We start from the raw sequence: 13,496 nt of genomic DNA on the forward strand, positions 1-13,496 counted from the left end.
GTGTCTGGCAAGCGCGGCCGCCTCCTTCGGGCTCGCTCTGTCGCCCGCAGCAAAGGTGATTCGCTCCGTCGGTGGGGCCGGAGCTCCGAGGCTGGTGCAGAACGTCTTCGCGTTCTGCATGGTGTTCTGGCTGATGTGCTTCTATCTGTACTCCGCGACGGATCCTCAGAGGGGACGTATACGTGCCCGATGGGAGGCGCTTCCCCTGGGACTCGCCATCCTGGGCACCACGCTGGCGACAATCGCTGCCGCCGGACACGACACAGGCGGAGACTACGGCAGTGTGGACATGCGGGTCTCCGCCATCGCGGTCTTCTATCTCCTCGCCGATCTGTATCTGGTCTACGCCCTCGTGATGGCCCTGCGCTGGACCCTGCGTTATGTGCGAGCATCCCACCGCCCCCTGTCCGTCGGTCTGTGGCTGATAGCGTCCGCCCTCGGCGGCATAGCCGCCGCCAGCGCGATCCGATCGGCATTGACCCTGGTGCGCTGGCACGGGGGGACCGCCGCCCCGGCCGTCACAAAGATCTCCGGCCACCTGATCGCCGTAGCGATCCTCTTGTTCCTCATCGGAGTCGGCTACCCGGCCGTACACGCCCGCCTGTCGGTCATGCGCCTGCGTCGGCACCGACGCAGCATGTACCACCGCATGCATCCACTGTGGAGCCTGCTGCACGAGGCGTACCCCCAGGATGCCCTCCACCGTAACCGCATCAGCCCACGGGTACTGCTGCGGTGGCCACGCGGAGTGGACCGCCACTACTACCGTCGAGCCATCGAGTGCCGAGACGGGCTGGTACGCATCAGTCCGTATCTCAGGCAGGAAGAACTGACGGGCTCGAGCCGTTCCGAGCCGTCGGCCGATCTCCTGGCGGACCGGTTGTGCGCCGCCCTGGAAGCCCAGGCGGAAGGCCGGGAAGCGCCGTACGTCGCGGTCGCCGTGGCGATACCGCAGGAGCAGGGTCTGGATGCGGACGTACGGCAACTCGTCATGCTGTCGGACGCGTTGGACCGTCGTACTTCACCCACCGCCCAGCAGGAACAGCGCAGAAAACACTATGGGAGTCGGCGTGACTGACCTTCTGATCACCGCAGGACACATGCTGCTCGGCCCCGCCGGCGAGCACACGCAAGACGCCGCGGTTCTCGTCACCGGAAACAGGATTGTCGCCGCCGGCCCGCGCGCGGACGTCGAGACACAGGCCGGGCGGGATCACCGAACGTTGTCCTTCCCGGACGCCACGGTGCTTCCCGGTCTCATCGACTGCCACGTCCACCTGGGCTTCGACGCCGGCCCCGATCCTGTTGCCTCCCTGCGCGCGAGTGACGACGCGGCACTGTTGCAGAACATGGCCGGCCGCGCCCGGCAACTCCTCGACTCCGGCGTCACCACCATCCGCGATCTCGGCGACCGCGGCGGCCTCGCTTTCAACCTGCGGGACGAGATAGCAGCAGGCAGGCAGATCGGACCACGGATCCTCGCGGCCGGCAGTCCCTTGACCTCACCCCAGGGCCACTGCTGGTTTCTCGGCGGCGAGGTCGAGGGCCTCGACGAGATCCGGGAAGCCGTACGCCGCACTGCGAAGCAGGGCTCGGATGTAATCAAGGTGATGGCGACCGGCGGCGGCCTGACCTCAGGCGGCCCCGCCATCTGGGAACCTCAGTTCACCACGGAGGAACTCACCGCAGCCGTCGAAGAGGCCCACGCCGCCGGTCTGCCGGTCGCTGCCCACGCACACGGCACAGCGGGAATCGCCGCGGCGATCACCGCGGGAGTCGACACCATCGAACACTGCACCTGGATGGCACAGGACGGCAAGGTCGATGTGCGCGAGGACCTCGTCGCGCAGATCGTCGCCAAAGGGATCCGTGTGTGCCCGGCCGCCCACCCCAACTGGCGGTCCTTCGCCGAGCGGATCGGTCCCGACCGGGCCCGAGAGGTCTTCTCTCCCGCACGCCGGATGGCCGAACAGGGCGTGCGTCTGATCGCTGGTACGGACGCGGGTATACCGCGCTCAGGCTTCGACGGCCTCGCTTCCAGCCTCGAGTTCCTGGAGTACATCGGACTGTCCAGGACGAAGGTGATCGCTTCCGCCACCGTCGATGCCGCTGAGGCTCTCGGCATCGCCCACAACACCGGTCGCCTGTCCCCCGGATACCGTGCCGATCTCGTGGTGGTCGAAGGCAACCCCCTCGACGACCTCAAGGCCCTGCACGACATACGACTCGTTGTGGCAGGCGGGCGCATTCACTGAGCCTGTCCTCTTGCAGGACCCCGAAGAACATAACTCGGGGACTCTCGACTCCCGCACGGCCTGACAGCGTTCAGTACTGCTCGGTCTCGACGAAACTCGTGTCCGCGTCGCCGACGGCGAAGTTGTCGGCGACGGCGGCGGTCGGGTCGAATCCGGGCGGGCTGCCCTTGAGGGCCAGGCCCGCGCCGGCCAGCTTCACCTTGACCTCGTCGATCGACTTCGCACCGAAGTTGCGGATGTCCAGGAGCTCGGCCTCCGAGCGCGCCAGGAGATCACCCACCAAGTGGACGCCCTAACGCTTGAGGCAGTTGTAGGAGTACACCGTGAGCTCCAGCTCCGCGATCGGCAGCGCCAGATCAGCGGCGAGCGCGGCGTCCGTCGGCGACGGACCCATGTCGATGCCCTCGGCGTCGACATTGAGCTCGCGGGCAAGCCCGAACAGCTCGACCAGCTTCTTACCGGCCGACGCCATGGCATCCCGCGGACGCATCGCCTGCTAGGTCTCGACGTCGACGATCACCTTGTCGAAGTCGGTGCGCTGCTCGACACGCGCGGCCTCGACCTTGTACGTGACCTTGAGAACCGGCGAGTAGATCGAGTCGACCGGAATACGGCCGATCTCCTGGCCCACCTGCTTGCTCTGCACGGCGGAGACGTAACCGCGACCGCGCTCGACCGTCAGCTCCATCTCCAGCTTGCCCTTGCCGTTGAGCGTGGCGAGGACGAGGTCGGGGTTATGCACCTCGGCACCGGCCGGCGGCTCGATGTCTGCGGCGGCGATCAAACCCGCGCCCTGCCGGCGCAAGTACATCACCACCGGCTCGTCGTGCTCACTGCTCACGACCAGCTGCTTGATGTTGAGGATCAGGTCGGTGACGTCTTCCTGGACGCCCGGCAGCGGTGAACTCGTGCACGACACCCTCGCCCCGGACGCTGGGGCTCGATCACGAACCGGGAACGGAATCCCGGCGCCCGCCGCACGACCGGCCGAGGAAGACCTCGCCCATGCCCCCGGCCCCGAGCCTGCCATGCAGCACGTACCCGCCGATCACCGGCCTTGAGCCCCTGCACCGCCGCCATCGAGCACCCTGGATGTTGGCCAGATCGATCTCGCGCGGGCCGAATGCCGCCTCGTCCCAGTCGCCGAGTCTCCGGCGCAGATTTTCCTCGATGCTCTGGGGCTGGCGGGGGCGAAGGCGCTGCGCCCGCCACTCGGCGAACACCTGTTCCTGGTCAGCGGGCGGCAGGGCCGCGAGTGTCGACGTGGCGCCCTCGGGGACGAAGATCGACCACAGATCCGACCAGGACCGCGGCCCATCACGGCGATCGGGGGCAGAGGCGATGGAGCCCGGCTTCCGGGAGTCGTCCGCGAAGGTGTGGAGCTCGCCTCGCGCGTCGACGTACACGGCGGCACTCGCGAAACGGCACGTCCGTTTCTCCGTGAGGTCTGCGAGGTGCGTGAATCCGCGGGGCCCGAAGGCTTCGAGGGCTTGCTTGACCATGGGCCCCGGCCACCGCCGAACTCCTCGATGTAGAACCCCGAGTCCTCGACGAACAGCGGTCGTCCGAGGACCGCGAAGGCCTGCCGGGCCTTGTGCTGGGCGATTTCCGCGACGGACGTGGTCTGGATCTCGTCCAGCTCCAACGCCACCTGCTCCACCTCAATACCCCAAGGCGCGAGATGCTCCTGAGCCGTACGGAACTTGCCCGAATTCCCCGTACACATCGCCACCTTGATACCCGGCATGAGCAGTAGACCCTTTCTCAGACAGCAGCATCCACGTCCCCTGACGGGATAGTCGATGCTACGAACGCCATCGCTGCGCTAGGGGACACGACGTGGAAGTGATCATTGTGGACCTGGCTGACCCGCCGCTCCGTCGGCGCAACGATCGCGGCGGGTCTTCCACGGAGGCGGATCGCAGTGCCTGGCGGGATGACCTCGCGGCACTGCGGTCCGTGCTGTGCGGCTGCGCCCGGGGCTACGCCGGACTTGGCGCCTGTTCCGTATCGGTCAAGAGCCCTCGCCCGGCACCGCGATTCGCGGGAGGTCTCTCGGTCCTGGCTCCCGCGCACTCGTCGCCCCCTCACACGACAGACGTGAGATCTGTCAGGACCGGACAGTCCCGACGACGCCGATCGTCCCATCGGAGACCCGTCCATTTCATACGTCGTCCAACGGGCAGCGACAGGCCCCTGATGGAGTGTCACGCACGGCTGTCCACCGGTTGTCCACCGGGACCAGTTGCGCGAGTCTGATCTATCCCTCCCGAACAGGCAAAAGACCAGGTCAGGGGCTTAGGTCGCCTACGTCAACACAGAAACCACACCTCGGACCTACGCATTACGACGCATAGGCCGCACGTGCCCGATTAGCCCGGTTCCCAAGGTCACCCGAAAGGAAAAAACCCAGGTCAAAGGCCTGACCTGGGGTTCACCATGGAGCCGCCTGCGGGATTCGAACCCGAGACCTACGCATTACGAGACCATGAGCGATCATGTTGCGTAGTGCCACGTCGTGCCGTCCAGTGACGTCTTACCTGATCAGAGCACGTGCAACAGGTTGGCCTATGCCACCCCGTGATGCACCGTCCAAAGGCGTCTGTCCACCGGCTGTCCATCGGCGCGGTTCTCCCCGTCCCGCCCGCGAGGCTGCCGCTCGGCTGCCAGCGCTGCTGTCGACCGGTCGGAGAGCCGAGCGGAGATCACTGTCGGACCTATACAAGCCATCCGCCAGTGGTTTCCTCCACGAATACTTCCCCGGTACTGATCCGCCGTCAGAGGGTCACGAGATTCAGCCGCCGCCGATAGAAGGCCCCCAGCGATCCCGTCGATCGTCCGGCCTGAGATTGCCAGCATCGACTATTCCAGAGGGCACGCCGAAGGTCGTCCTCGGACGCTGGGCACACCTGGTGACCGGATGCCCCTCGTCCACAGCACGGCACCGGTGGCTCATCTGATGGCAGTCGGCCGGGTCGACGAAGACGGAGCTGTGGGTGGCGTACATGATCTGAGCGCGTCCTGTGGGCAAGGCGGCCACCAGTTCCTACGGCGATGACTGGAACGCCCGCGGCGGATGCTGGAAGCGCTCAGTCTCCTCGAAAGCGAGGCGCGAGGGCCCCCGGCCCTCCATGAGGCGTCGGTGATCCGTACTTCGGTATCCCGCCGTGGACTTCGTCGGCTTCCTCGTAACGCCCGAGCGCCCGGAGGTTCCTCACCAGACGCGCGTGCGTGTGCTTGGTGCCCGAGTGGTCTTTTCCGGCCACGCGCTCGAACCTCGGCAACAGGTCCGCGTTGGCGGCATATGCCGCCTCGTAGTCCCCGAGCTTGTGGAGGGTGATGGCAATGCTCGCCTCCGCGTTCAGCGTCAGCAGGGAGTCCTCGCCCGACGCCCGTCTTTGCCGCTGGTGAATATCCCGGTACAGGGTCAGCGCGTCCCGGTGCCGCCCCAGGCCGAAAAGGCTGCCCGCGAGGTTCTGGGTGGCCAGGATCGTCGTCTCGTGGTCCTTTCCCAGTCGTCGCTCACAACGCCGTACGGTGTCCTCCTTGAGGAGGAACGCCGCACGGTGGTCCCCGAGTTCGGTGAGACACGCGCCCAGGTTGCAGGCCGCGAGGAGGGTGGCGGGATCGTCGTCACCGAATTGGCCCGCCTGCTGCTGATGGACCCGCTCGAACAGCGGCCTAGCCCGTTTCGGCTCACCGTGTGCGTACAGGCACGCGGCAAGGCGCGCAGTGGCATGGAGCGTGTCGGCGTGCGACTCCCCGAGCCGCGCCTGCCAGTCGCGGTGGAGGAGCTCCGCGAGGAGGACACCGGTCTGCGCCTTCTCGGATTCGTAGAGGTAGTAGAGGACGCGGATCAGCAAGGACCGGAAGCGCTCCGGCTCGCTGATCGGTACACCGGCTTCGCGCAGGTAGCCGAGGAGCGTCTGTACATCCGCCGTGATCACTGCGTACGAGTTCCAGGTGCGCGGATCGAGTGGGTCGAGGGCCGGAATGGCCGCGAGCCGGTCACGGGCCGCGCGGCACACCTCGGCCAGTCCGGACACCTCGTCCGGTCCGGCGGGGCTTGGGCGGAACAGGTCCAGGACGTGCGCATGCGCCCGTGCCACCGCGGGATCGACGGGATGCGTCATGATGCCTGCCCCCTCTCCGTAGGACCGGTGGCGACAAGTTGCGCCAACCGGACGCCGTCCACGACGTCGGGGGCCACGCCCTCGGGAGAGGTGCAGGCGAGACCTCGGTCGATGGCCGAGCCGAGAGTGGCCGCCGCGCCGGTGCCCAGTGCCTTGAGCAGCGCGTCCGGCGCGTGTTCCAACAGCCACATGGCGGAGGACCAGTCGCCCGAAGCGGACTCGTAGAACTTACGGAGGGCGACCGCCGGGGCGCGCTCCAGCAGGACCGGGAAGAGACGGACCACGACATGCCTGGGGATCCACTCATAGAACGGATAGCGGGGGTCGCAGCGTTCGGCTTCGCGCAGGAGTCCGACAGGATCCACCAGGTCGCCGAGAACGGGCGACACCGCCAGGGCGGCCAGTGCGTCCACGCCGAGCGCGGAACCGTCGCCGGCTTTCGCGATGACCTCCGTGGCCAGCTCGCGAAGTGTGTGCCGGTTCTCCGGCCTGACGTCCGCGGCGAACGCGAGCAGTTCCGCTGCCGCGGGCAGCGTGCCGGCGTCGAGCAACTTCCGCAGGCGTTCGATGAACGAAGGGCTGAGCGGGGCGCCGGGTGCGGGCCTCACGAGGTCCACGGCCGCGGCGTAGACCGGGTTGTCGAGGCGTACCTTTGGCGTGCGGATCCGACGTTTGGGTACCTCACGCGCGATCCGGTACTCGTGGTACGCACATGCGGCCGCCATGATCTCGGCCAGATCGCGCCGGTTCAGGTCGTGCTGAAGACTGAGATTCTCCAGATGCATTCGAGCGAATGGCTCTTGGGGACCCTTCTTGTCGATCACGTCGGCGGCATACGCCTCCGAAATCCACACACGCTGGGAGAAGAGCTGCGTGAAGGACAGGCAGGTCAGATCCCTGATCGCTTTCCCGTCCTCCGCCCGGCACCCCAGAGCGCGCACGGCTAGCTCGAAGCGGACACGGTGGTCGGGACGCGCGTATGCCCACGCTTCTTGCTCCGCGACGTGTGTGTCGGAAACCGTCCACCGATAGCGTGGTAGTTCGCCGAGCGCGCGGTCGACCTCCTTGGAGAACTCGTCCGCCTCGGGCCAGTGGTGGGAGTAACTGCTGACGGGGCCGTGCGCGGCCCGGTGCAGTTCCGCGAAACCGATGGCCCGCTCCCCGGGATCCGCGAGGGAGCCTACGACGGCGCCCGCCACGGAGCGGTCCCGGTGCGCAAGCCGCTCCGCCAGCCGCCGTACCACTCTGGCGGCGTTGCCACTCGAGTAGAGCTCGACCGCGCGGACGACGTCGGCCGGATCGCGAAAGAAGTGATCCCTCACGCGAGCGGCCCAGGCATGGCTCAGATTGAACATGGCCCCGAATCCGAGGGGGTTCATCTGCTCCAGATCGTTCCTGGCCGGAGGTTCACCCGACGCGGGCAGCGAACTCGCGAAGTCCGCGCCGACACCGGCGCCCCCACGGGGCGGTGTGGGCGTTTCCCCGCGCTCCAGCAGTTCCTGCAGGAGCGCGGCGGCCTGTCGGCCCTGGCCTCGGGTGACGCGGAGGTGCGCGATACCTGCGAGGACCGAATACCGGTCGTCTCCAAGGATCTCCTGGGCCGGGCCCGCGGTCGCGGCCAGGGCCCAGTCCCGGTCGTACCAGTCGTCCCCCCAGGTGGTTCCGGCTATGCCCCGGGCCATCTGTTCTGCCCGCCCGACGTCGTACTCGGCCATGGTCCTCACCACGCGGATCAGTTGATCGTCGCGGTCCGAGCTGCGCCACGCGTACGCCGTCAGATCGGCGGGTGGCTCGGGGAGGGCGGCGTAAATCCCTTCCACGAGCCGCAGTTCCTTCGCCCGGCTCGACCGCCCGAGCGCTTTCATCACATCGAGTCTCTCCCAGTCGCCGAGGGCTTTCGCGAGGTACCGGTCGGCGAGAGTCCGCGCACGCTCGGGCCGCTCCCAGCGGGTCCAGAGGCGCACTCCGTCGAGGATGGCGCGTTGCGAAATCCCGTCGAGCACAGCTGTGTCCAAGCGGGCCAGCAGGAAGCGTGCCGTGGTCCGGTCCACGTCCGCCAGCACACCTGCCGCCTCGGCCAGCCGGGGTGCCAGTTCCCTCTCATCGCCGGCATCGAAGACCTGCGCACGCACCTCGGCGAGGAACCGCCGGCTCATGTCCGGATTGTGTGCCGCCCACGCGGAGGCCAGCCTCGCCAAGGCCAGGACACGGGTCGCCGGATCCACGGTCGCCAGGCAGGACTCGGCCGCGCGCAGCAGCTCGAGGGCCCTTGCCGGGGCGGTGCGCTCCGCCAGGTCCAGGTAGTCCGCCCAGCGCTCGCCGCTGATCCTGTCGAGGAGGGAGCGGGCCTTGTCCACGTCCTGTTCAGCGGCTACGGCGGCGCGGTACACGGCGTCCGGCTCCTCCTCGGGGAGGGACTCCCGCGTCGCCGCGTCCCGTCCGTGCCGCCACAGCCGCAACGCGCGTTCGAGATCGTGGGGCGCCACCAGGCGTGCGGCCGCCTCGGCCGCCCGCTCCGCGTCCCTGTTGCCGTAGAAGCCGCCTCGTCTGGGGATCGTCAGCGCGGACTCGACCAGAAGGTCCAACAGGTCGTCCGGCGAGGGGTCGCCGGGCTTGGGGTGCGCGTACTGAAGGATCTCCGCGAAGGCCGTGAACTGCCACAGCGACGGCCTGATCCCGGCCGCGTGCTCCAGGGCCTCCTTGAGGCGGTCCATCCGGGCGAGCAGGCCGATCGCCCGTGGCGTCAGCGCGCCGCTGGACTGCGCGGCCTGGTGGCGAACGACCGCGAGGTACGTCATCGCGGGCAGCCCGGTGGCGACAGGTGCGGTGTCCGCGACATGGTGGGCGATGCTGTCGACGAGTTCGAGAAACCGGCCCTCGGCTCCGAACTCGATGCGGACGGCCTTGCGCAGACCGGGGCAGACCAGGTCAAGGGCTTCGTCGAAGCTGCCCGGCCCGGCCTTCAGTAGGTGTGCGACCAGGTGGGCCAGGCCGTAGCGGTCCACCTGCGTCCAGTCCACCTCCACCCAGCCCGGCGCGGCGCCGCGGTAGTGCCGCACGATCCGTTCGTGCCACCGGGACTCGTCGACCCAGCACTCCGGGTGCTTCTCCTGCGCTTCCTTCCCGGCGAGGAACTCACCGACCGAGGTGTGGAAGAAGGCGATCCGGTCACTTCGGCGTTCCAGCAGCCAGCGCAGGCTTTCGAGAACCTTCCGCGCGGGCTCCTCCCGCACGGGTGTGCCGGACAGCGCGGTGAGCTGGTCTTCCGACAGCGCCTCCCGCGCCACGGTCAGCACACCGATGATCGGCAGGCCCACGCCTTCCCACCCGGACGACGGACCGCCCGGGCCCCTCGGCCACGGGGCGAGTTCCTCGCGGACCAACTCCACGAAGAAGCCGTACAGCCCGGGCAGATTCCCCGGTACGCCGCTGAAGACGAGCAGCCTGTCGACCATCTCGTCGTTCTGTTTCCCGGCGGCGTCGATCAGCGCCCGTGCATACGTGGCCAGATACAGGAAGTTCCCGGCGGCCCGGTGGACGGCGTACCGCTTCGTGCTGCCCGGGAGGTTGCCCCTGGACCTTTCCGCGGCGATGACGGCATCCGTCTCCAGGACGCGGTTCGCGTACGTGTGCAGGTCGTTGACGACCTGGGGTGAGCCGGCGTCGATGACCACGTCGGTGAGCCGGTCCTCGCGGGCCGCGCGGAACAGCCGCAGCCCGGAGTGCGGTCGGGAGGTGATGACCACCTTGACGTTGGCGGGCAGTTCGGGTGAGCGGGCCAGCCAGTGCAGGAGCCCTTCTCTGGGCGCGGTCGTGTCGTCGTCGGCAATCTCGTCCAGCGCGTCGAGCAGGATGACGATTCTGGCCTCGGGATCCTGCGCAGCCAGGACCTGCGCGGGCCCGATCAGTGCCAGGTGCGCCAGGTTGTCGGGGTCCAACAGGCGGGGCTCCAGTCGGGCCGAGCCGATCTCGACGGCGTGGGCCTCGCCCGAGAGCGTGCCGACGCGCTGTTCGACCTCCAGGATGGCGGTGCGGTGGAACGGCGACACGCTCAGGTCCTCGATCCTGATTCCGACCACACGGCCCTCGGCCTCGACCGACTCGATGTGCTGCTTGATCACCACCTCGAGGTGCTCCAGCTTGAAGAGTTCCGGACGCACGCGGGCGAGCTGATGCCCGATGGACAGCAGGAAGGACTGGATGTCCCCGCCGGTGAGGGCGATCCGACTGTCCCGTCGGAAGAAGTAACGAAGCCGTTCGGGATGTGCCCGCGCCATACCGGCGAGCAGGCTGGTCTTGCCCGTTCCCGGCTCGCCCGTCACCAGGACGTACTGGCCCCGGTCGGCGTCCAGAGCCCGCTCGATCTCGTCGTACAGCCACTCGCGCTCGACGAAGTCCGCCTCTGTCCGAGCTCGGACGACGTCCTCGAAGGCGCAGCCCGACCGGGCCCGGGCGGTCACTTCTCGTCCCTGGTGGTACGGATGTCCGCCCCGACAAAGGTTCCCTCGGACGTCACGCGACCGATCTTGGCATTGGCCTTGATGGTGCCCTCGAGTTGGTCCGTGCGCACCATGGTCGCGGTCCCCGCTACTTCCTCCGCCTCCACGTCGATCTGCACCAGGAGCGCGCCGCTCTTGTCCACGGGGCCGGTGGGCCCCTCCGGCGGTCGCGGCGCTGTCGCGGCACCGCCGGGCCCTCCGTCATCCTCGGGGCTCCCGGGGCTCCCGGGGCTCCCAGGGCTGCCGGGGCTCGCAGGACTGGCGAGACCGGCGACGCCCAGCGCGACCGGCGACCGGTCCAGAACCAGGTCCAGCTGCCGTACATCGTCGGCCGGGACCCAGATCCAGGCCTCTCCCTCGTACTCCTTCTCCTTGACCCGCACTCGACGGAACTCCTCCGCCGGAATGCTCGTGTACGCGTCCCCCACGACGTCGTGGAAGACGGTCGCCGACACGGCAACGGCAAGGCAGGCGTACGGCGCCACCTCCAGAACCCTGCGCAGGGCCGCGCAGTCGAGGATGCGTCCGATCTCGACGGGGGCCCGGCCGACGAAGCCGTTGGCTCCCGGCGAGGCCGAGCCGAAGTGGACGGCCGCCCTGAGTCTGAGCCAGGCCTGCGGCACCCGGTTCTGGTTGAAGGCTCGTAGTCCGGCGTCCAGAGCACGCATGAAGGTGTCGATCAGGGCGGGCTCGTAGGCTCTCTCGGGCAGGAGGGCGAACACGGAGTCTCCGCCCTCCTGGGTCACCCAGCTCGCGCGCTCCAGCCGGGAGGTGGCGGCCGCTTCGCCCAGCAGTCGCGTGATCGCCTCCTGGAACTCACGCTGGGTCACCGCATCGGCGCGGCCGTATCCCTTCGCGTCGACCGCAAGCAAAAGCCTGCGCTCGAACGCTCCGGTGCCGCCCGGTCCTTCCGTGCCGTTCTCTGTCATGACACCTCTCGCTCCACGCATGTGAGGGGGACGACCCCGTTTCACGGAAATCCCCTGTTGACCAACGGATGTGCTCCATGACAGACCGGCGCCCGCTCCCCGTCGTACGAGCGCCGGTACTGAAGTCGTACACCCACAACCTCGGTGGGAACCCCGTGGAAATACGCAATGCCGAGAGCTGTGAGAACGCGCGCGAAACTCCCAGAACCCGCAGAAGTGACTGGTTCGGCCGGGGCGATCACCGGTTACTGGACACAACACCCCTCGCCGACGGAGGAGACGACGTCCATGACACCCAGCGCCCGTGCGGCCGACAGGCGCCCCGCGCAGTACATGTTCACCGCGCTGCAGACGACCCACCAGCACGCGGACGCGAAGGCCGGCATTCTGGCGGCGGCGCAGGCCGGGCTCGCCGGCACGGCAGGGGCCTGGAGTCGTGGGGCCGTGCTCGTCTGCGAACAGGGAGGCGTGGTTGGCGTGTTCGCGGGGACGCTGTTGGCCCTGTTCATCTGCGGCCTGATCGGTGGGGCGGTGAGTCTGGCGGCGGTGCTGAGCCCGCGGTTGCTGCGGGACCGGGCCGCCAACCGGTACAGCTTCGTCCACCTGCGGTCGGGCCCCGACATCCTGCCCGCCGAGAACGCGCACGCGGACGAGGCCGCGGATCGCCAGGAGTTGTCGCACACGGTGCGGTTCCTCGCCCATGTCGCCGTGCTCAAATACCGCTGGCTGACAAGTGCAGTGGTCTGCACGGCCGTCATGGGCGTGAGCGCCGGGCTGAGCGTGGCCCTGCGACCGGTACTGGGCTGACGGGGGTTCGGCTGACGACAGCTCGGCTGCGGTCATTCATCCGCCAGGTCCGCGAGCCGGCTGAGCCGGGGCAGGTTTCTGATGACGGTGGCACGGTAACCCGTCTCCAACAGGCCCTCGTCCCGCAATTCGCGCAGTACCTTGTGGACCGTCGTCTCCGCGGCGCCGACCAGCGTGGCCAGCTCCTGCTGCGTCAGCCTGACGTCGATCACCACTCCGTCGGCCCGGGGAGCTCCGTACGACACGGACAGCTCCACGAGCACCCGGGCCAACCGCACCTTCGCCGGGTACCCCCGGAAGTCCAGCCGCCTGCGGTTGGCCCAGCGCAGCCGGTCGGCGAGGACCGCGGTCAGGGCCATGGAGACCTCGGGGCGGCGCGCCAGCAGTTCCCGCAGCGCGACGTCCGACACCACCCGCGCGGTCAGTGGACCGCAGGCGGTGACCGTCGCCGAGCGTGGGGCCGACCCGTCCATGGCGGCCATCTCACCCACGGTGTCACCGACGGCCCTGATGGCGAGGAGCGAGGTCTCACCGTTCTCCACGATCGCCGAGACCTTGGTGCAACCGGACAACAGCAGCAGTACGTGCTGGTCGTTCATCCCCTGTCGCAGCAACACGGCGTCCAGATCGAACCGAACCTCGGTCCCCAGCTCGAGCAGTTCCCGCCGCGCCGGGGGAGACAGCCTCCCCAGCAGACTGCGCGCCGGCCATTCCTCGGTCCCGCTGGGCACTGTCACGTGCATCCCCGTCTCCCGCTCCATTCCGACATGGTCACCAAGAAGGGTCTCTCCGGAACAACCGAGGGCGCTCCGACCACCGACCACTGGCCATCAAGACCTTTACGAAGCGGGGCACTCCCAACAAGCCCCTGTG

General features: G+C 68.4%; 8 protein-coding genes and 1 pseudogene. 3 read left to right on the top strand and 6 right to left on the bottom strand.

Features of this window, described 5'->3' with window-relative positions:
- Both ABZ656_RS23265 and ABZ656_RS23270 read left to right on the top strand, forming a co-directional pair.
- On the top strand, positions 1 to 1,078 hold a 1,078-nt coding region (locus ABZ656_RS23265; protein ID WP_360270214.1), incomplete at its 5' end, for an MAB_1171c family putative transporter.
- The gene (locus ABZ656_RS23270) at positions 1,071 to 2,255 is read left to right on the top strand and encodes an amidohydrolase family protein (protein WP_360270216.1); all 1,185 of its coding nucleotides are present in this window, start codon (positions 1,071 to 1,073) and stop codon (positions 2,253 to 2,255) included. The genes ABZ656_RS23265 and ABZ656_RS23270, both read left to right, overlap by 8 nt.
- Positions 2,256 to 2,325: 70 nt before the next feature.
- On the opposite strand, the pseudogene ABZ656_RS23275 reads toward ABZ656_RS23270, so the two are convergent.
- From ABZ656_RS23275 to ABZ656_RS23295, 5 genes and pseudogenes are all read right to left on the bottom strand, one after another.
- Positions 2,326 to 3,217, bottom strand: a pseudogene (locus tag ABZ656_RS23275) (DNA-directed RNA polymerase subunit alpha); the annotation flags it as partial.
- 86 nt (positions 3,218 to 3,303) lie between these two features.
- Positions 3,304 to 4,002 (bottom strand): non-canonical purine NTP pyrophosphatase, encoded by a 699-nt coding sequence (locus ABZ656_RS23280; protein WP_360270218.1) that lies wholly within the window; start codon positions 4,000 to 4,002, stop codon positions 3,304 to 3,306.
- Between the two features lie 1,342 nt (positions 4,003 to 5,344).
- Entirely contained in the window at positions 5,345 to 6,388 is a 1,044-nt protein-coding gene (locus ABZ656_RS23285; protein WP_101406307.1) for a tetratricopeptide repeat protein, read from the bottom strand.
- On the bottom strand, positions 6,385 to 10,848 hold the full coding sequence (locus ABZ656_RS23290) for an ATP-binding protein (RefSeq protein ID WP_360270220.1): 4,464 nt from the start codon (positions 10,846 to 10,848) through the stop codon (positions 6,385 to 6,387). Before ABZ656_RS23290 ends, ABZ656_RS23285 begins: the two co-directional genes overlap by 4 nt.
- Complete coding sequence (locus tag ABZ656_RS23295) at positions 10,845 to 11,816, bottom strand: hypothetical protein (RefSeq protein ID WP_101406305.1); 972 nt, start codon at positions 11,814 to 11,816, stop codon at positions 10,845 to 10,847. The genes ABZ656_RS23290 and ABZ656_RS23295 overlap by 4 nt, the downstream gene beginning before the upstream one ends.
- 288 nt (positions 11,817 to 12,104) lie before the next feature.
- On the opposite strand from ABZ656_RS23295, the gene ABZ656_RS23300 reads away from it, so the two are divergent.
- Positions 12,105 to 12,623 (top strand): Pycsar system effector family protein, encoded by a 519-nt coding sequence (locus tag ABZ656_RS23300; RefSeq protein WP_101406304.1) that lies wholly within the window; start codon positions 12,105 to 12,107, stop codon positions 12,621 to 12,623.
- A gap of 32 nt (positions 12,624 to 12,655) precedes the next feature.
- Here the strand turns inward: ABZ656_RS23300 and ABZ656_RS23305 are convergent, their stop codons facing one another.
- On the bottom strand, positions 12,656 to 13,366 hold the full coding sequence (locus ABZ656_RS23305; RefSeq protein ID WP_101408279.1) for a Crp/Fnr family transcriptional regulator: 711 nt from the start codon (positions 13,364 to 13,366) through the stop codon (positions 12,656 to 12,658).
- Positions 13,367 to 13,496: the final 130 nt, after the last annotated feature.

The organism is Streptomyces sp. NPDC007095 (genome assembly GCF_040634475.1).
GTDB lineage: Bacteria > Actinomycetota > Actinomycetes > Streptomycetales > Streptomycetaceae > Streptomyces.